The following is an 18201-nucleotide window of genomic DNA, read 5'->3' as shown; positions in this document are numbered from 1 at the left end:
CCCATCCCTATAGATATTCAAAACGATCCTATGCTAAACAATTATACGGCTGTCGTTCGTGTTTTATGAATTGGGATAGGGGAATAAATTTGCCATTGCATACAACTTTTTCTAAGTTTGGTTTATGGAAAAGCTATATGATGATTCTTGGGCACCAGTACTGAAACCTTTGTTCAGTCAGCCTTATATGAAACAATTGTCTGCCTTCGTACAGCAAGAACGGCAACAAACAAAAGTGTTTCCGCCTGCTGATCTGGTGATGAACGCATTTAAGCTGACTCCGCTCCAAAATGTTAAAGTTGTTATTCTAGGGCAAGATCCGTATCATAACGATGGTCAGGCACATGGATTGTCTTTTTCAGTGCCGGAGGGGATCATGCCACCACCTTCTTTAAAAAATATTTTTAAGGAATTGCAGGATGATATCGATGGATTTACGGAACCGCGATCGGGCGACCTGACAGCGTGGGCGAAACAGGGTGTGTTGTTACTTAATGCGACGCTGACTGTGCGGGCGCATTTGGCCGGTTCGCATCAGAAGAGAGGCTGGGAAGTTTTTACGGACAGTATTATATATGCAATTTCTGAACAATGTGAGCATGTAGTTTTCCTGCTTTGGGGCAGCTACGCACAAAAGAAAAGTGCATTGATTGACAAGCATAAGCATCTTATTTTGACAGCCGTGCATCCGTCTCCGCTTTCTGTTTACAGGGGTTTTTTTGGGAGCAGACACTTTTCAAAGGCCAATCAATATTTGGTGGAACATGGTAAGGCTCCTATTGATTGGCGTTTGGCTTAAGCATATTTGTCTCGGGCAGCAATGCCTGTTTCTCCAATCGCCAAAATATGGATATGTTTGACTCGAATGATATTCTTATTTTGTCGTAGATGACTGAATAGAAAGTGGCTGTCGTAGGTGATCTGATAAGAACTTTCAAAATCTATGGGCTGGTTCATTTCGCCCAGAACACTATATTCATGCTCTCCTTGTTGCGTGAATCGATGTATGATTGCCCGATTCGCACTAATGGGGTCTATGTGGAACCAAGCTCCTTCGCCGACACCGCCTAAGTACTGTGCGCTGGCTGGGAGGTGACAGGGTTTATCTTTCTGCAGCATTCCGCCAATTGTAATATCTTCAGGTAAGGTTTTGGCGTAACGAGTCAAAATATTACTCCTTAGTTTTTTAAGCAGGAATAGCAATGATGTGAATCGCCCCATTTTTATACGTTGCAGGCCACCTGATGTCGTATATTTATAGATCAACCCGTCGGAGCAAGAGTTTACTATATTGCTCATTGGGCTTGCTTTTATGGTTTCCGGGAAATTGATTGGATGCCAGAAATGAAACTTATTGGAGGCGTGGATAAGGAGTCTTACGATAAATCGGGAGCAATTATTGTTATTGTAGGCTACGGCGCCATAGGGATATGATCCCCGGCGTACCCATTGATCAGCAAAAGCTTTTGCGCGATAAAAATCTATTTTTGGGACAATAGAAAAATAAAGATCGCCGACTCCTTGCATGGCATCTTTCATCTCTTCAAAATGCCGGACAATTTCCGGCAGGTTAAGGATGTGGTTTCGTTCAATTTGTGCTTTAAGTTTAATCGTTAATTTTGGATCAGAATCTTCTGAACGTGCTCTCCCGTATCCTCTTGGGGCGATATACCGGCCAAAATCGTAGAAACAAAGTCTGCCTGTATTACGTTCGATAAGGACAATGCCCGTGTGGCCGACTTTAAAGTTTAGATTTTTAACAAGACCTATTCTCTTGAAAAACATCATCCATGCTTCGTCACCACGGATCGTAGCGTCAGGCCAGGCAAGGATCATTGCGAGATCCTGATATTCGGATGATTTTTTCATAGGCTTTTCTTTTTTAGTATTCTAATGGAATGATCGGTTCCTTTTTGCTTGTGGACATAATCATCATAGTTTGAAATGTCTTTACAAAAGGAATCTTGGCAATCTTTTCCATGATAACACCTTCATAGGCTTTTATGTCTTTTACGTAAACTTTGAGAATAAAATCGCAGTTGCCGGTGACATGGTGGCACTCTGTTACCTCCGGGATCATTTTTACGGCAGCAACAAATTCTGGAATTGCGTTGTGTGTGTGGAAATCCAGCGAGATCTGTATAAAGGATTTTATGCCTAGTCCTAATTTTTCTTCGTCAACAAAAGCATGATAACTCTTGATAAAGCCCGAATTTTCAAGTTTTCTTACACGTTCTAAAGTTGGTGCAGGAGAGAGCCCGATACTTGATGCTAATTGCAAATTGGTAATACGGCCATTCTCTTGTAATAGTTTAAGAATTTTTAAATCTGTTTTGTCTGGTGCAAACGGCATATCTTAAGTCTTAATAATCAATAGTATTTGTAAATATACAAAATTATATTTGGAAATTTAAAAATAAACAAAATTATTGATGATAAATAGATTTTGTTTATATAATAGATGTTGTGATATAATTTTAATTGATTTAAAATCATTTGACTGTCATAATCGTTTGAAATGTGCGCATTTCAATGAAATGAAGTGATAAATGTCATTTTTTTATTAAAAATACCTGTTTGAGGATACATAAAATGTATTTTATTGGCTTTGAAATTGTAACTTTGCAGTTCGATAGGTGCGGAGGTTAGACCCTCCCGATTAGTTAAACCGTGAGAGCGAAATATGAGTACTAAAGACGACGATTTATTAAAAGAGCTGGAGCTCGAAGAATATAAATACGGGTTCACGACAGATATCGAAATGGAAATCGCAGCCAAAGGCCTTACAGAGGATACGGTGCGTTTCATTTCGGCAAAAAAGAATGAGCCTGAATGGTTATTGGAGTGGAGATTGAAAGCTTTTCGTCATTTCTTGACGTTAAAGATGCCTACTTGGCAAAATTTCAGAGCTCCAGAGATTGATTTTCAAGATCTATCTTATTATGCTGCCCCAAAGGCAAAACCCCAATTGAATTCTATGGACGAAGTTGATCCTGAATTAATTGCTACATTTGAAAAGTTGGGTATTCCTTTGGATGAGCAAAAGATTTTGGCCGGTGTGGTAGCTGTTGATGCGGTCTTTGATTCGGTATCGGTAAAGACAACGTTCCGTGAGAAGCTAAAGGAGCAAGGGGTAATCTTTTGTTCATTTGGCGAAGCCGTACAAGAGCATCCTGATCTCGTAAAGAAATATTTGGGAACAGTGGTTCCCCAGACAGATAATATTTATGCTGCGTTAAATTCTGCCGTGTTTTCGGATGGATCATTTGTTTATGTTCCGAAGGGCGTGAAATGTCCGATGGAGTTGTCAACTTATTTCCGTATTAATGCACAAAATACAGGTCAGTTCGAACGTACATTAATCGTTGCGGACGAAGGGGCCTACGTGTCGTATCTGGAAGGTTGTACTGCACCTATGCGTGATGAAAATCAACTACACGCTGCTGTGGTGGAATTGATCGCTGAACGCGATGCAGAGATTAAATACTCTACTGTACAGAACTGGTATCCCGGTGACAAAGATGGTAAGGGGGGGATTTTTAACTTTGTGACGAAACGTGGTATTTGTAGAGGCGATAACAGCAAGATTTCGTGGACTCAGGTAGAGACTGGATCTGCAATTACCTGGAAGTATCCGGGAGTAATTCTAAAAGGAGATAATTCAATCGGTGAATTTTATTCCGTTGCGATGACCCGTAATTACCAAGTTGCTGATACAGGTACAAAAATGATCCACTTAGGTAAAAACACGAAGTCTAAAATTGTTTCAAAAGGAATTTCTGCTGGAAAAAGCCATAATAGTTACAGAGGTTTGGTGAAAATCGGACCTAATGCAGATAACTCCCGAAACTTTACCCAATGTGATTCCTTATTGATCGGCAATAGATGTGGTGCACATACATTCCCATATATCGAAAACCGTAATAAGACTGCAAAATTAGAGCACGAAGCAACTACTTCAAAAATTGGTGAAGATCAAGTGTTTTATTTAAACCAACGCGGTATTGACTCCGAAAAAGCGGTTGGGTTAATTGTTAATGGTTACGCTAAAGAGGTGTTAAATCAGTTGCCGATGGAATTTGCTGTGGAAGCACAAAAATTATTGGCGATTTCTTTAGAAGGTTCAGTAGGATAGATAATAAATAATTGAGCAAGCTAGCTAATACTGGCCTATCGTTCAATACTCAATAAGAATAAAATGTTAAGCATTAAAAATTTACATGCGTCTGTAGAAGACAAACAAATATTAAAGGGATTAAACCTGGAAGTTAAAGCAGGGGAAGTTCACGCTATTATGGGACCTAATGGAGCTGGAAAGAGTACCTTAGGTAATGTTTTGGCCGGACGTGAATCATACGAAGTGAGTGAAGGTTCTGCTTTTTTGGATGGCGTGGATTTATTGGATCTTTCTCCAGAGGATCGTGCGCGTGAGGGACTGTTCCTGGCGTTTCAATATCCTGTTGAAATCCCGGGTGTTTCGAATATCAATTTTCTGAAAACAGCAGTGAATGATATTCGTGAATATAAAGGTTTGCCTCCGATGGAAGCGAAAGAGTTCTTACAAATGGTAAAAGACAAGCAAAAGCTGGTTGAATTTTCAGCCAACTTAGCTAACCGTTCTTTGAACGAAGGGTTCTCCGGTGGTGAGAAAAAACGTAACGAGATCTTTCAATTGGCGATGTTGAATCCTAAATTGTCGATTTTGGATGAGACAGATTCAGGCTTGGATATCGATGCACTTCGCATTGTTGCAAATGGTGTGAATCAGTTGCGTTCTAAAGACAATGCTTTTATTGTCATCACACACTACCAACGTTTATTGGATTATATCGTTCCAGATTTTGTTCACGTATTATACAATGGTCGTATCGTGAAATCAGGCCCTAAAGAATTGGCTTTAGAGCTCGAAGAAAAAGGATACGATTGGTTAAAAGAATATGATACACAAAACGCCTAATCTTTTACACCGGTAAAATAGGAGTAGAGGAGAATTTTGGCGATTTGATTAAAAAATAACATGAGTACATTAGTTTCAGAATCATTACTTCAACAAGTGTTGGGAGCTTTTAAAGAGCAAGGTGTTTCAGACGGACCTGCTTTCTTTACGGAAGCACGTCAACAAGCATTCGAACGTTTCGAAGCAGCAGGCTTTCCCACAGTTAAGAATGAAGAATGGAAATATACAAACATTCACAGTATTATAAATAAGCCTTACGCGCTTGATGTAGATGTGGATATCGAGGGCTTGGATTTTAGTGCGGGAGAGATCCCAAATTTGGATGCTTACCGTATTATTCTGGTGAATGGCCAGTATGTATTGGCAGTGAGTGAACTGGAAAAGGTAAAAGGACTTGTTGTTATTCCGATGGATGACGCTGCTACTGAACCTGCATTTCAGGCACATTTCGCAAAATATGCTGATAAGTCCGATAATATCATGGTGGCGCTTAATACGGCTGCTTTTACGAATGGTGTATTTATCCATTTGAAAAAAGGAGTTGTACTTGATAAGCCAATTCAGATTATCCATGTAGCGACTGGGAAAGAAGATTTCTTTGCTCAAACGCGGAATTTGGTTATTGTTGAAGCTAATGCTGAACTTGAACTGATCGAGAGCTTTATTACGGCAGATGGTGCCGCAAGCAATGTGCATAATAAAGTTTCGGAGATTGTCGTAAAAGAGAATGCTAAAGTTCAACATTACTATCTTCAAGTGGCTCAATCTGTAAGCCGTTACTTTAATCATACGGAAGTATACCAAGAAAAATACAGCCTTTACAATAACTACAACTGTAATTTCCCTGGTGCATCTTTTATCCGCAATAATATTAATGTGCGTTTGGATGCTGAAAATGTAGAAAGTCATTTGTACGGTATTAACCTGACTGCAGGAGATCAATTAGTCGATAATCACACTGTTGTGGATCATCTTAAGCCACATTGTGAGTCTTACGAATGGTATAAGAATATTACACAGGATAAATCTACGGCTATTTTTAACGGAAAGATCTTCGTTCGTGAAGATGCACAAAAAACCAATGCTTTCCAACAGAACAATAATATGCTGATGTCGGATAATTCAGCGGTGTATACCAAGCCCCAACTGGAGATTTTTGCGGATGACGTGAAATGTTCACATGGATGTACGATCGGTCAGTTTGATAATGAAGCTTTATTTTATTTGAGGGCACGCGGAATCGGTGAGGAATCGGCGCGTATCCTACTTGTTCACGCCTTTGCATTTGATGTAACGACCCGTTTTTCAAACGAGGTTGTTCGGAAATATGTTGAAGAGCTTGTGGAAGAAAGTCTGAGAACGAACTAAATAAAATCACACAAACTATAAACATAAATAGGCGTTTACCAACCGGTAAACGCCTATTTTTTTGATCAAGTTTTCTCTTTAAAGATTCGGTGGAAATAGGTAGAAGCCTTGGAGTTGTGTTTTTGTTTCTTTTCTCCTACTTTTGTACCATTATGAACATGTCTTTATATACAGCTTACGCTTATAAACCTTGGGTTTTATAGCTCATTTACGTTTTTAAATTCTCCATTGGACACACCTGTTCGTTTAATGAATGGATTGTTGCTCTCTGAGGTATCTACTTGCAGCTTTGACAGGTCTGATACTCGGCGCGCGATCCTCTATTTTCATTTGCTGATTAGGTAGGTGTCATAAACGTTTTATTTTATTGTGCTGATCATTCTTGATCATGCACCTGTTGTATTTTTTATTTAAAATTTTATGGAAAAAAATAACTGGTTTCGTACCTATAGTTATATATGGATTGGACAATTTATTTCTTTACTGTCCAGTTCAGCGGTCAACTTTTCGATCATGATATGGTTGAGTTTGACGCACAAGTCTGCTGAAGTATTGGCTTTTGCTGCAATCGCAGGTTTATTGCCACAAGCGATCATCGGACCATTTGCTGGTGTTTATATTGATCGGTGGGATAGAAAGAAAGTCATGATCTTTGCAGATAGCTTTATCGCACTCTGTACATTAGGAATGACCTTTGTACTCAAAAGCGATGGTACCAATATGTTTCTGATTTATCTGTTGATGGCTTGTCGTTCGATCGGTTCAGCATTTCACTCGCCAGCCATGCAGGCAATTGCGCCACTTCTCGTACCGGAAGATAAATTACTCCGTGTTTCAGGTATTAATCAGATGCTACAGTCGGTAAGTAGTATTGCAGGCCCTGCATTGGGGACGTTGGCAATTAGTTATTTCCCGATTTCACAAGTGCTGTACCTGGATGTCATTGGTGCTGCGGTGGCCATCACATCTTTATTTTTTGTAACTATCCCACATCTTTCCCGATCGGATGTGAAGCCTTCGATTGCTGCCGTTTTGGAAGATCTTAAGCAAGGAATGAGAGCGATCTATCATAATAAGGGCTTAAAAATGTTATTTATTTATGCCATGGTGGCGACCTTCTGTATTATGCCCGTTGCGATCATGTTTCCGTTATTGACCATTGGTCATTATAGTGGCGGCAAATGGGAAATGAGCATTATTGAGATTATTTGGGGGATAGGTATGCTTATTGGAGGAAGCTTTCTGGGACTTGCAAAAGTGTCGGTGTCCAAGGTGGCATTGGTTAATAGTATGCATATTGTTTTGGGACTCACATTTGCCCTATCAGGTTGGTTTCCCTCTACATGGTTTATTCCTTTTGTCATTATGACCGGCCTGGGCGGAGTTTCAATGTCCATTTTCTCGGCCTCATTTATGACAATTATTCAAGAGCAGGTGCCGGCGGAAATGTTGGGTCGTGTGTTCTCGCTTTATTTTAGCATCGCCATTTTACCAAGTATGATAGGACTTCTCTTTACAGGCTTTATCGCAGATGTGATCGGAGTAGCGACGGCATTTATTATTGCGGGTCTTATTGTTGTATTGGTGGGACTGCTATCTTTTTTCAATGCATCAATTATGAGTTTAGGGCGCACGGAAAAGTAAGTTGAGCACAAATAAAAAACGCTTCCAAATTTTGGAAGCGTTTTTTATTTAGAGCGAAAGACGAGATTCGAACTCGCGACCCCAACCTTGGCAAGGTTGTGCTCTACCAACTGAGCTACTTTCGCGTTGATGCTACAAAAGTAAGGCATTTCTTCTTATTCTGCAAGAGAAAAAGTAAAAAAACTTAACTTAAATCAATTGCATCGACACAATTAATCCCATCTATAGCAGCCGAAATAATACCCCCTGCATAGCCGGCTCCCTCCCCGCAAGGGTAAAGTCCTTTGACCTGAGGGTGTTGCAGATTTTCTTTGTTTCGCGGTATACGTATGGGTGAAGATGTCCTCGATTCTACACCGACCAAAATTGCATCATTTGTATAATACCCTTTCATCTTCTTTCCAAATATTGGTAAGGCACCCCGAAGGGCTTCATGTACAAAAGTCGGTAAAACCTCTCGCAAGTCTGCCGAAGATGTCCCAGGTTTGTACGAATTCTCCGGTAGGTCCATCGAGACCCGTCCCTCAACGAAGTCAACCATTCGTTGTGCGGGGGCAACAAGACTTCCTCCACCAACCTCGAAAGCTCTGCGTTCAATTTGCTTTTGAAAATCAAGTAAAGCAAAGGGATCATTTAGGGCATTAGGTACATCTTCGAGGTTGATCTGGATGACAGTGCCTGAATTGGCATGTGGATTATTACGTTTGGAAGGGGACCATCCGTTGACCACAATTTCATCACGATCTGTTGCACAGGGAGCGATAACGCCACCCGGACACATGCAAAATGAAAAAACACCACGATCATTAACCTGTTCGACCAGACTATAATAGGCTGGCGGTAAATGCTCACTTCTGACATGGCAATGGTATTGTGCCTGATCAATAATAGCCTGTGGGTGTTCTATGCGGACGCCTAGGGCAAAGGCTTTTGCTTCGATCAGCCAGTTGTTGCGATGAAACAGTTCAAAAATATCTCTTGCGGAGTGACCTGTAGCCACGATAACATGATCAGCTTTGATTTCTTCCCCACTGGCTAATTTTACACCACGAACCTGACCAAAGGATTCCAATATATCATCTACACGTTCGTCGAAAAGAAATTCACCGCCAAATTCGATCACACTTTCCCGCATCGCCTCAATAATATGAGGGAGCTTGTTTGTGCCGATATGGGGGCGGGCATTCACTAAGATGTCTGTTGTCGCTCCATGAGATACAAAAAGTTTGAGAACCTTGTCTACGTCCCCCCTTTTGTTTGAGCGGGTATAAAGTTTGCCGTCTGAGTAAGTTCCCGCACCACCTTCTCCAAAACAGTAGTTGGATTCAGGGTTTACAATACCTTCGCGGTTTAGTTTCGCAAGATCGCGTCTTCGGTCCTGAACTTTTTTGCCTCTTTCAATGACAATTGGTTTGAGACCTCGTTCAATACAGCGGATCGCCGCGAATAGACCTGCAGGGCCAGCACCTATGATAATGACCGGCTTGCCATCCTGGACAGATTTAAAGTGGTTTTCATAAATCTCTGGTAACGGGAGTTCGTCGATATAAAAAATGACCCTTGCTCGATAAACCACCTGTCTGCCGCGGGCGTCAATAGAACGTTTACGAATTTTAAATCCTTTGACCTGTTGTGGTTTTAGGCGCAATGCTTTTACACCTTCTTGTAGAATATATTGCTCATCTTCGATTTTTTCGGGAAGGATAGCAATTTCAATTTCTTTTTGCATAAGATAAAGGGCTGGGTTTTTATCCCAAAACCACCACAAAGTTACGTAATATTGGTTGTTTGCCGATTTGGAAATAAAAATATTCTTATCTTAGTAGGAGCTTGGTATATGCTTTGATAGTGTATCCATATAATTTGAATAGTATTTAATTCTTTTAACAATGAAAATGAAAAGATTTTTAGTAGCCCTATGCGGTTTATTTGCATTAGTATCATTAAACTCATGTGGTTACAATACGATGGTTTCTCAAGATGAGAATGTCAAAGGGAAATGGGCACAGGTTGAAAATGCTTACCAACGTAGGGCTGATCTGGTTCCAAACTTGGTAAACACTGTAAAAGGTGCCGCGAAACATGAAGAAAGCACATTAACTGCCGTGGTTGAAGCGCGCGCTAAGGCAACGTCGGTTACCATCAATGCGGATGATTTATCGGAGGAGAATATTGCTAAATTCCAGAAAGTACAAGATCAGTTCAGTGGTTCTTTGAGCCGTCTGTTAGCTTCGGTAGAGGCCTATCCGGACTTAAAGGCAAATCAAAACTTTTTGGAATTGCAAGCGCAATTGGAAGGTACGGAAAACCGTATTTCGACGGAACGTAGATCTTATAATGAAGCTGTGCAGCAATTCAATACGACTGTACGTAGCTTTCCAAATAATTTAATGGCGGGCATGTTCGGATTTAAAGCCAAAGGTACATTTACTGCTGCCCCTGGTTCAGATAAGGCCCCTACCGTATCATTTTAATAACTTCTTTGTTAGAAATGGACGAAATGATGGATGATGCGGCTTGCGTATGGCCCTTCATCCATTTTTTTATACAAAATGCTTTATGTTAGATGTTTGCATTGCAGTAGTGCCGAAGGGGCGGACTGCTAAATGTGAACATAAATGAAAATATATTATGGCTTTAAACGCAGAAGAGCAAGAAAGAGTCGTTCACGCCATTAATCTGGCTGAAAACGAGACGTCAGGAGAAATTCGTGTTGTGATAGAAAACCACTGCCCGGATGAAGTTCATGACCGGGCAACATACTATTTTTCCAAATTAGGGATGCATAAAACTGTGCTGAAGAATGGGGTTCTTATTTATATTGCATTGGAAGATCATAAATTTTCCATCATTGGTGATAAGGGAATCGATCAACGCGTAGAAGTGGGCTTTTGGAATTGCACCAAAGATCTTATGGTTGAGGAATTCCGTATGGATAAAATTGTGGAGGGACTGGTGAAAGGGATTGAACATGCAGGCAAGCAATTGGCGAAATTCTTTCCCCGTGAACATGACGATATCAATGAATTGCCAAATGATATAGTTTTTGGTGATCGCTAGTCAATAAAAAAATAAAACTTATGTTGAAATTATTTTCCCGGGTTCGGATTCCGGTCATGGTGATGTTGCTTTGGGCACTGACTTTCATGACAGCAATAGGTCAGGATTTTCCGGAGGCACCGAATAGACTTGTAAATGATTATACTAATACACTGACTGCCAGTCAAAAGCAGCAATTGGAACAAAAGCTGCTGGCATTTGAAGATTCTACATCTACACAGATCGCTGTGGTTATGATGAACTCCACGGGAGGATATGATATTTCAGATTACGCTGTCCGTCTGGCGAAGAAGTGGGGGGTCGGTAATAAAAAATACAATAACGGTATTCTATTGCTGGCAGCATTGGGCGATCGGGCTGTTACGATTCAGACCGGCTATGGGATTGAAGGAGCGGTACCAGATGCGATCGCTTATCGTATTATAGAGAATGATATCAAACCGGCGTTCCGCCAGAGGGATTATTACGGTGGAGTTGACAAAGCGACGAACTCCCTGATTTCCTATGCCAAGGGTGAATATAAAGCTGATCCCAAACAGCCTAGCGGCGGTGGATCGGGATCCATCATATTTGTCATTATTGTCGTGATATTTCTTGTCGTGATGTTTTCGAATCGCGGTGGCGGAGGAAAAGGCGGCGGCCGTGTGATGAACGGCCGTGGTTCTTCAGATATTTTCTGGTGGACATTGCTTAATGGTCTAGGTGGTGGTAGTCGTGGCGGCGGCGGTGGATTTGGCGGCGGTTCCGGTGGTGGATTCGGTGGATTTGGCGGTGGTGATTTTGGTGGTGGTGGTGCCTCGGGACGTTGGTAACAACTTTGCTAAATAATGTTAAATGGCATGTTAGTGCAACATAAATGTTTTACATTTATGGCAAGTATATAATTATGAAAAAGGGATTATTAATGGGTTTAAGCTTTTTACCAGCCTTATTGATGGCACAAGAAAGCTATACAGTTACAGGAAAAGTCAGTGCTGCTTCTGACAAAGCTAAAGTATTTATGCAGTACGCTAATAATGGTACACGTCAGCTAGATTCGGCAGCAGTAGTGAAAGGTGAGTTTAAATTCAACGGTCAGGTAGCTTCTCCTACGAAAGGTGTCATGATCTATTCTCCCGAAGGGCTTTCCTTTGGAGAACTAAGAGGTGCTCAAAAGCAACCTGAAACTTCGCAATTGTATTTGTCCAAAGGTGTGATCAAAGTAGATGCCTCCAAGGGATTTAAAGATGCTGTCATCACTGGTACAGCTATCAATGATGATTTTACACAATACAAAGCTTTTGTAAAACCATATGCAGATCAATTTGAGGCATTGAATCAACAATATTATGCGGCGTCTGAAACTCAAAAACAAGACCCGAAATTTATTGAAGGTTTGCAAAAACAAGCTGGTGAGATTTCCGAAAAAATGGAAAAGGCAGACGCCGAATTTATCAATAAGAATCCAAAAAGCTGGTATACATTGGATCTGCTTGCCGAAAACGTGAGTGGCGAAAATGTGAACGAATATGTAGCTTCTTATGATAAGTTGTCTCCAGAATTAAAAAATTCTGAAAAAGGTAAAGAACTGGCAGAACGTATTCAGAAATTGAAAGCTGTTGCCATAGGTTCAGTAGCTCCTGATTTTACATTACCGGATACTACAGGTAATAATGTCTCTTTATCTTCACTTCGCGGAAAATACGTATTGTTGGATTTTTGGGCGAGCTGGTGTGGACCTTGTCGTCACGAAAACCCGAACGTTGTTGCCGCATTTAATAAATTTAAAGATAAAGGCTTTACTGTGTTTGGTGTCTCCTTGGACAATCCAGGGAAAAAAGATGCTTGGATGAAAGCAATTCATGATGATAATTTGCAACAATGGCCACATGTGTCCGATTTACAGGGCTGGAAATCTGCTCCCGTGAAATTGTACGAAGTACGTGGAATTCCACAGAACTTCTTAATTGATCCGTCGGGTAAAATCGTCGCTTCAAATCTGAGAGGAGAAGCTTTGGAAGCTAAGTTGGCAGAGCTATTAAAATAGGCTGTTCTTTCAGCCCGGTACTGAAATACGAAACACCTACTTAAAGTCTTATCTTTGTTGATGGATTTTAAATAGGTGTTTTTTGTTAGAACCAGCTATTGATCTTTTAGTTATCTCCTGAGGATGAACTCAGCTTTAAAAAATTACTTCTTCCGACCAATCCTGGTGCGGCGGATCATTTACGCAGGAGTTCGTGGAGATTGAACAGAGTGAAGTGCACTCAGAATAACATAAAATGAAAAAAAAACTGATATTGGCAATGGTCTTGGCTATTTTTGCTGTTGCCTGTAATTCGAAGAAAGAAAATGGTGTACCCGTAGTAAACCTTGAGGCCCTCAGTGCAATCCCTTTGGATCATTCCATTGACGCACTGGCGAAGGGGACGGAATTTATAGATGTGACATTACCGCCAAACGCGCGGATAGATGAGTTGTCACAAAAAGAACTGGGCCTGTTGAAGGCAGCTGCCTATCGCTTCTATCACCATGTGTCTTTAGCTGACAATCAATATAAAGTTGATATCAAAGATCCCAAGTCTTTATATATTTCCGATGAGGTTGTCAAAGCCTATGAGCAGGCGATCGTAAATACCAATCATTTTGCGGATTCAATGGCTAAGGCTGGACAGGCGATTCAATTGCCTGCCGTAAATGAAGAATATCTCAATAAACTACTGAAATAGGCTTTCAAGATAATATAAAGGCGGTTTGGATAGCATGTATTGTCAAAAAAAGAAACGCGCATGACACAAATATCATGCGCGTTTCTTTTTTTATATATCCGATGGAGAAAAACTTCCCTTACAAGGAAAGTATTTCAATGATACGAAGTAGATCTTCGTTAAGTTTAACGTTATGTTTAATCGCGCTCTTGAAAGGCGTGAATCTAACTTCACTGCAGATCAGTCCGGCCATTTCGCCCCTACGTCCAGCTACGAGTGCTTCTACTGCGGCAACACCAAGTCTACTAGCCAATACACGGTCCATACAGGTCGGGCTCCCACCACGTTGGATGTGGCCTAAAATAGAAAGCCTTACATCGTAATGCGGGAAATTTTCCTTTATTTTTTCCGAAACGACCATTCCACCTTCTTTATCACCTTCGGCAACGATGATAATGCGTGAAGATTTATTCTTCCGGCTTTTATCCAGCCTTTTCATGATTGTATCGTAATCCACCTCAAACTCGGGAACCAATACAGCTTCCGCACCGGTGCTTATACCAGAACGGATGGCGATCAAGCCCGAGTCACGTCCCATAACTTCGATCACAAAAACACGGTCATGGGATTCTGCGGTGTCACGGATCTTATCTACAGCCTGAATAACGGTGTTTATTGCGGTATCATAACCAATGGTAAAATCAGTCCCGGCCAGGTCATTGTCGATCGTTCCCGGTAGGCCGATAATTGGAAAGTCAAACTCGTCAATGAATTTTGATGCGCCTGTAAATGTTCCGTCACCACCGATGACAACCATTGCGTCAATTCCATGGCTGCGTAAATTATCATAAGCTTGTTTGCGTCCTTCTATTGTCTTGAAAGCTTCGCTGCGGGCAGTTTTTAAGATAGTTCCGCCACGCTGTATGATATTGGCCACAGATTTGGCGTCCATGGGAATAATTTCACCATTGACCAAACCATCATAACCCCTGCGTACACCAAATACCTCAAGATTGTTATAGATACCCGCCCTTACGACAGCGCGAATACCAGCATTCATTCCTGGAGCATCTCCTCCAGATGTCAAAACAGCAATTTTTTTAATGTTACTCATACGTACTCAAACTTAGCTATTTTTGTGTTTATATACAATTATATTTCCGTTATTAAAAGTGATGAATCACTTCAAAACAATTAAATAATAGCCATCTGATCTGCATTTAATCTAAATGAAGATTAAACTTTATGTAAACTTTATAATAGGGTCAACAATTAAAACAAACGATTTAAGCAGTTCAAGAATGGGCCGCTTATTTTTTTGCCCTAAAAGCATCAATACCACTTTGTAAAAAAGCTTTGTATTGTTCAATATTATAGTTTGCACCAGTTTGTGGTACCAATACCGTCCCAGAAGCATCGACAATGACATATAGTGGTTGTGAATTGCTATTGAAGGTCGATGCCTGAAAATCACTGTTTTTATTGCCGATTGTTTTAATTTTCTTGCCGCTATATTTGGAAATGAACTGTTCGTTGGCGGGTAATTCTGTTTTATCATCAACGAAGAGTTCCGCCATAACAAATTCTTCTTTTAACAATTTGGCTACGCCCGGATCAGTCCATACATTTGCTTCCATTTTTCGACAATTCACACAGTTCCAGCCTGTGAAATCGATCAAAACAGGTTTATTTAGTTCTTTTGCAGCTTCCAGAGCCTGATCATAATCGTAGTATGGATCAAACCCTTTTGGGGTACCGCGCTCATGGAAGATTTCTGCATATTTTTTCACTTTACCGTCGCTGTGAGCTGGCGTGCTTGTCACTCCAGCCGAAAGGTCAAAGTCCTGTGTTGCAGAAGGCGGTAAGAAAGCTGAAATGGATTTCAATGGTGCGCCCCATAGACCAGGAACCATATAGACAACAAAAGAGAATACGATGACTGCCAATAGCGTTCTCGGTACAGAAAGGAATTTCAGTTCACTATCATGTGAAAACTTGATCTTCCCAATAAGATATAAGCCCATGAGACCAAATATGGCAATCCACAAGGATAGGAATACCTCACGATCCAACCAATTCCAGTGATAAGCTAAGTCTACGTTGGACAAAAACTTTAAAGCCAAGGCAAGCTCTAAAAATCCAAGAACCACTTTTACCGAATTGAGCCATCCACCCGATTTCGGCAACGACTTTAACATCGAAGGAAACATAGCGAAAAGACCAAAAGGAATCGCCAAAGCAATGGAAAAACCCAGCATACCGATGGCCGGACCTAAACGCTCGCCTTTTGACGCGGCTTCAACGAGCAGCGTGCCAATAATTGGTCCTGTGCAGGAAAAGGATACCAGTGAAAGGCTGAAAGCCATAAAGAAGAGACCGACCAGGCCTCCTTTATCTGATTTGGCATCCATCTTATTGACAAAAGAGCTTGGTAGCGTGATTTCGAAAGCCCCAAAAAAAGATGCCGCAAAGACAACGAGTAATAGAAAAAATAAGAAATTAAATATGCCATTCGTCGATAATGCATTCAGCGCATCCGAACCAAACGCAATTGTGATAATCATCCCCAAAGCCACGTATATCACAATAATAAAAAGGCCATAGAGTAGTGCTTTGCTAATGCCGCTTGCACGGGTGCCCGACTGTTTGGTGAAGTAGCTTACAGTCAGGGGCAGCATCGGGAAGATACAGGGCATCAAAAGTGCAGCAAAACCACCGATTAATCCAGCAATAAAAATACTCCAAAGCGATTTTTTTCCTGTATCTGAATCCGTAGAAGAAACAGTTGTTGTTGCTTTGTCCAATTTGCTGCTATCCTGACTCAGCGTTGTATCCGGAGCCTCTGAAAAAGCCAGGTCGTCCGGTACAGCTTCCACTGCTGGTGTGGTGTCAGGTGAAGATTCAAATTGAAGCCCTTCAGTGCTCGTTAGACTGTCTTGTTGAAATGCAAAAGCTGTCGTAGTCAGCGAAAGACTGAAAAAAGCAATTAAAAATAGAATAAATGTGTTTTTTAACATGCGTATCTGTTTCTGATGTCAGTTTCAAAAATAAAAAAAGGCGATGAGAATCGCCTTATTATTTTATCCGTGTATGATCATTTTTACTATTTGATTGTCACAGCAAAAGCATATTCGTCCGGTGGGAGACATTGTGACGCATCACAAGCCTGCCATTCTACGGTGCCTTTTACTGTTGCAGTACCTTTATTTAACTTCACTTTTTGTTGAAAGATTACTTCATTTGTGAAATAACCAACATCCATTTTGAACACCTCTTCGTGTTTTACCTTTGGTTTTGGTTCAGCAGTTTTACCTACCAATGCGTAGTCAGCAGCTTTAGCAAAATTGAATGAGGTTGGGATAGGTCCGCCATCTTTAATATTCTGCGAATAGATGTGCCATCCGTTTTGGATTGTTCCTTTGACATAAACAACAGCTTCGTTGTTGTTCAGTTTTTTACTGGCTACAGTCCATTTTACAGGTTTGTGAATTTGAGCGAAGGCTCCGGTAACTGCGAAAATTACCACAGTTATTAACAATACTAATTTTTTCATTTTCCTAAATAATTATTGCAGTTCGATATACACCTTTGATAACTAAAGTTGATAAAGGTTTAATTTATCCGCTTCACAAATTTAGCATATTCTAACATGGCTTATCTGGATTTTGTGTAAAGATTAGGATATAAGATGGCTTATCTCCTTGATGTTGAATTTATGCAGTTTGTTGTCAATAAGCACTTGTAGTTGGCCATCGATCCCCACGGCTTTGATGACCCCTGTTTTTTTTTCTCCCGCGACCAAAAATGGCCGCTCTTGGTCTCTCCAAAATAAGGACTCATTATAACGATCCAATATAGGCTGCCAGGATTGGTTGAAGAGGTTGCTGTATTCCTGCTGTATACTTTCAAAAAGCTCGACGGCCAGGTCCTTTATGACATAATCGGCTTTGTTTGTAAGAAGAGCTAGGGAAGTAATTGTTATCGGTGTGTCAAAATTGACCTGATTGATATTTATTCCTATTCCGACAATAGAAGCATCAATTTTATTTCCCTTTAACTTATTTTCAATAAGGACCCCTGCGACTTTTTTGCTGTCGACATAAATGTCATTGGGCCATTTTACGGTTACAGGCTGCTCGGTTTTGCTTTTAAGCCACTTTACCATGGCGATAGCCACAGAGGCTGAGAGTGCAAACTGTTGTTCTATGGATAAAAAATGAGGTTTTAAAAGAATGGATGTGGTCAGATTTTTTCCGGGTTCGCTGACCCAGGTACTCCCCCGTTGTCCTTTTCCTTGAAACTGTTCTTCTGCTAAAATGGCAGTACCCTCTGCGAGTGGCTTGAAATTTGACAATAATTCTCTTAAATAATCGTTTGTAGAGGCAACTTTGTCAAGATATATTACATTTTGACCGATGATAAGTCCCGAAATATTGTTATTTTGCAAACTGAAAGTATTAAATAAATATTAAGTCAAAACTATCA

Annotated in this window: 17 protein-coding genes and 1 tRNA gene; 10 read left to right on the top strand and 8 right to left on the bottom strand. The window is 40.7% G+C overall.

Features of this window, described 5'->3' with window-relative positions:
* Positions 1-124 precede the first annotated feature (124 nt).
* Complete coding sequence (ung, locus tag ABTV71_RS27375; protein ID WP_121121029.1) at positions 125-799, top strand: uracil-DNA glycosylase; 675 nt, start codon at positions 125-127, stop codon at positions 797-799.
* Here the strand turns inward: ung and ABTV71_RS27370 are convergent.
* Both ABTV71_RS27370 and ABTV71_RS27365 read right to left on the bottom strand, forming a co-directional pair.
* The gene (locus ABTV71_RS27370; RefSeq protein ID WP_433901725.1) at positions 796-1869 is read right to left on the bottom strand and encodes a DUF6695 family protein; all 1074 of its coding nucleotides are present in this window, start codon (positions 1867-1869) and stop codon (positions 796-798) included. The two genes, ung and ABTV71_RS27370, sit on opposite strands and share 4 nt — an antisense overlap.
* Positions 1870-1882: 13 nt before the next feature.
* Complete coding sequence (locus ABTV71_RS27365) at positions 1883-2353, bottom strand: Lrp/AsnC family transcriptional regulator (RefSeq protein ID WP_028071042.1); 471 nt, start codon at positions 2351-2353, stop codon at positions 1883-1885.
* A 330-nt stretch (positions 2354-2683) separates the two neighbouring features.
* On the opposite strand from ABTV71_RS27365, the gene sufB reads away from it, so the two are divergent.
* The 4 genes from sufB to ABTV71_RS27345 all read left to right on the top strand — a co-directional run bounded on the left by sufB (position 2684) and on the right by ABTV71_RS27345 (position 7969).
* A complete protein-coding gene (sufB, locus tag ABTV71_RS27360; RefSeq protein ID WP_433901724.1) occupies positions 2684-4135 on the top strand; it encodes a Fe-S cluster assembly protein SufB in 1452 nt (483 codons plus the stop codon).
* Positions 4136-4198: 63 nt separating this feature from the next.
* Positions 4199-4957 carry a Fe-S cluster assembly ATPase SufC gene (gene sufC / locus ABTV71_RS27355; protein ID WP_433901723.1) on the top strand — a complete coding sequence of 253 codons (759 nt, stop codon included), beginning with the start codon at positions 4199-4201 and terminating at the stop codon, positions 4955-4957.
* Positions 4958-5017: 60 nt separating this feature from the next.
* Positions 5018-6325 carry a Fe-S cluster assembly protein SufD gene (gene sufD / locus ABTV71_RS27350; RefSeq protein WP_433901722.1) on the top strand — a complete coding sequence of 436 codons (1308 nt, stop codon included), beginning with the start codon at positions 5018-5020 and terminating at the stop codon, positions 6323-6325.
* 420 nt (positions 6326-6745) lie between these two features.
* Positions 6746-7969, top strand: coding sequence for an MFS transporter (locus ABTV71_RS27345; protein WP_121121281.1), 1224 nt, complete (start codon positions 6746-6748; stop codon positions 7967-7969).
* A 52-nt stretch (positions 7970-8021) separates the two neighbouring features.
* On the opposite strand, the gene ABTV71_RS27340 is transcribed toward ABTV71_RS27345, so the two are convergent.
* Both ABTV71_RS27340 and ABTV71_RS27335 read right to left on the bottom strand, forming a co-directional pair.
* Positions 8022-8094 (bottom strand) — tRNA-Gly (locus tag ABTV71_RS27340).
* Positions 8095-8153: 59 nt separating this feature from the next.
* Positions 8154-9698 carry an NAD(P)/FAD-dependent oxidoreductase gene (locus ABTV71_RS27335; protein ID WP_433901721.1) on the bottom strand — a complete coding sequence of 515 codons (1545 nt, stop codon included), beginning with the start codon at positions 9696-9698 and terminating at the stop codon, positions 8154-8156.
* A 166-nt stretch (positions 9699-9864) separates the two neighbouring features.
* Between ABTV71_RS27335 and ABTV71_RS27330 the strand changes: the two genes are divergently transcribed.
* The 5 genes from ABTV71_RS27330 (at position 9865) to ABTV71_RS27310 (ending at position 13737) form a co-directional block, all read left to right on the top strand.
* A complete protein-coding gene (locus ABTV71_RS27330) occupies positions 9865-10443 on the top strand; it encodes a LemA family protein (RefSeq protein WP_108635100.1) in 579 nt (192 codons plus the stop codon).
* A gap of 157 nt (positions 10444-10600) precedes the next feature.
* Positions 10601-11029, top strand: a complete 429-nt coding sequence (locus tag ABTV71_RS27325) for a TPM domain-containing protein (RefSeq protein ID WP_317125718.1) — start codon at positions 10601-10603, stop codon at positions 11027-11029.
* A 20-nt stretch (positions 11030-11049) separates the two neighbouring features.
* Entirely contained in the window at positions 11050-11841 is a 792-nt protein-coding gene (locus ABTV71_RS27320) for a TPM domain-containing protein (protein ID WP_245971233.1), read from the top strand.
* A gap of 74 nt (positions 11842-11915) precedes the next feature.
* Positions 11916-13055, top strand: coding sequence for a TlpA disulfide reductase family protein (locus ABTV71_RS27315; RefSeq protein ID WP_121121277.1), 1140 nt, complete (start codon positions 11916-11918; stop codon positions 13053-13055).
* Positions 13056-13290: 235 nt separating this feature from the next.
* Positions 13291-13737, top strand: coding sequence for a hypothetical protein (locus ABTV71_RS27310; protein WP_433901720.1), 447 nt, complete (start codon positions 13291-13293; stop codon positions 13735-13737).
* A gap of 118 nt (positions 13738-13855) precedes the next feature.
* On the opposite strand, the gene pfkA is transcribed toward ABTV71_RS27310, so the two are convergent.
* The 4 genes from pfkA to ABTV71_RS27290 all read right to left on the bottom strand — a co-directional run bounded on the left by pfkA (position 13856) and on the right by ABTV71_RS27290 (position 18163).
* The gene (gene pfkA, locus ABTV71_RS27305) at positions 13856-14830 is read right to left on the bottom strand and encodes a 6-phosphofructokinase (protein ID WP_121121012.1); all 975 of its coding nucleotides are present in this window, start codon (positions 14828-14830) and stop codon (positions 13856-13858) included.
* Between the two features lie 196 nt (positions 14831-15026).
* A complete protein-coding gene (locus tag ABTV71_RS27300; RefSeq protein ID WP_433901719.1) occupies positions 15027-16733 on the bottom strand; it encodes a protein-disulfide reductase DsbD family protein in 1707 nt (568 codons plus the stop codon).
* Positions 16734-16819: 86 nt separating this feature from the next.
* Entirely contained in the window at positions 16820-17269 is a 450-nt protein-coding gene (locus ABTV71_RS27295; RefSeq protein WP_108634657.1) for a protein-disulfide reductase DsbD N-terminal domain-containing protein, read from the bottom strand.
* A gap of 123 nt (positions 17270-17392) precedes the next feature.
* The gene (locus ABTV71_RS27290; RefSeq protein ID WP_433901718.1) at positions 17393-18163 is read right to left on the bottom strand and encodes a biotin--[acetyl-CoA-carboxylase] ligase; all 771 of its coding nucleotides are present in this window, start codon (positions 18161-18163) and stop codon (positions 17393-17395) included.
* Between the last annotated feature and the right edge of the window lie 38 nt (positions 18164-18201).

The sequence above is a fragment of the Sphingobacterium puteale genome (assembly GCF_050986225.1).
GTDB classification, from domain to species: domain Bacteria; phylum Bacteroidota; class Bacteroidia; order Sphingobacteriales; family Sphingobacteriaceae; genus Sphingobacterium; species Sphingobacterium puteale.
This window is presented reverse-complemented; position numbering and strand designations above follow the sequence as displayed.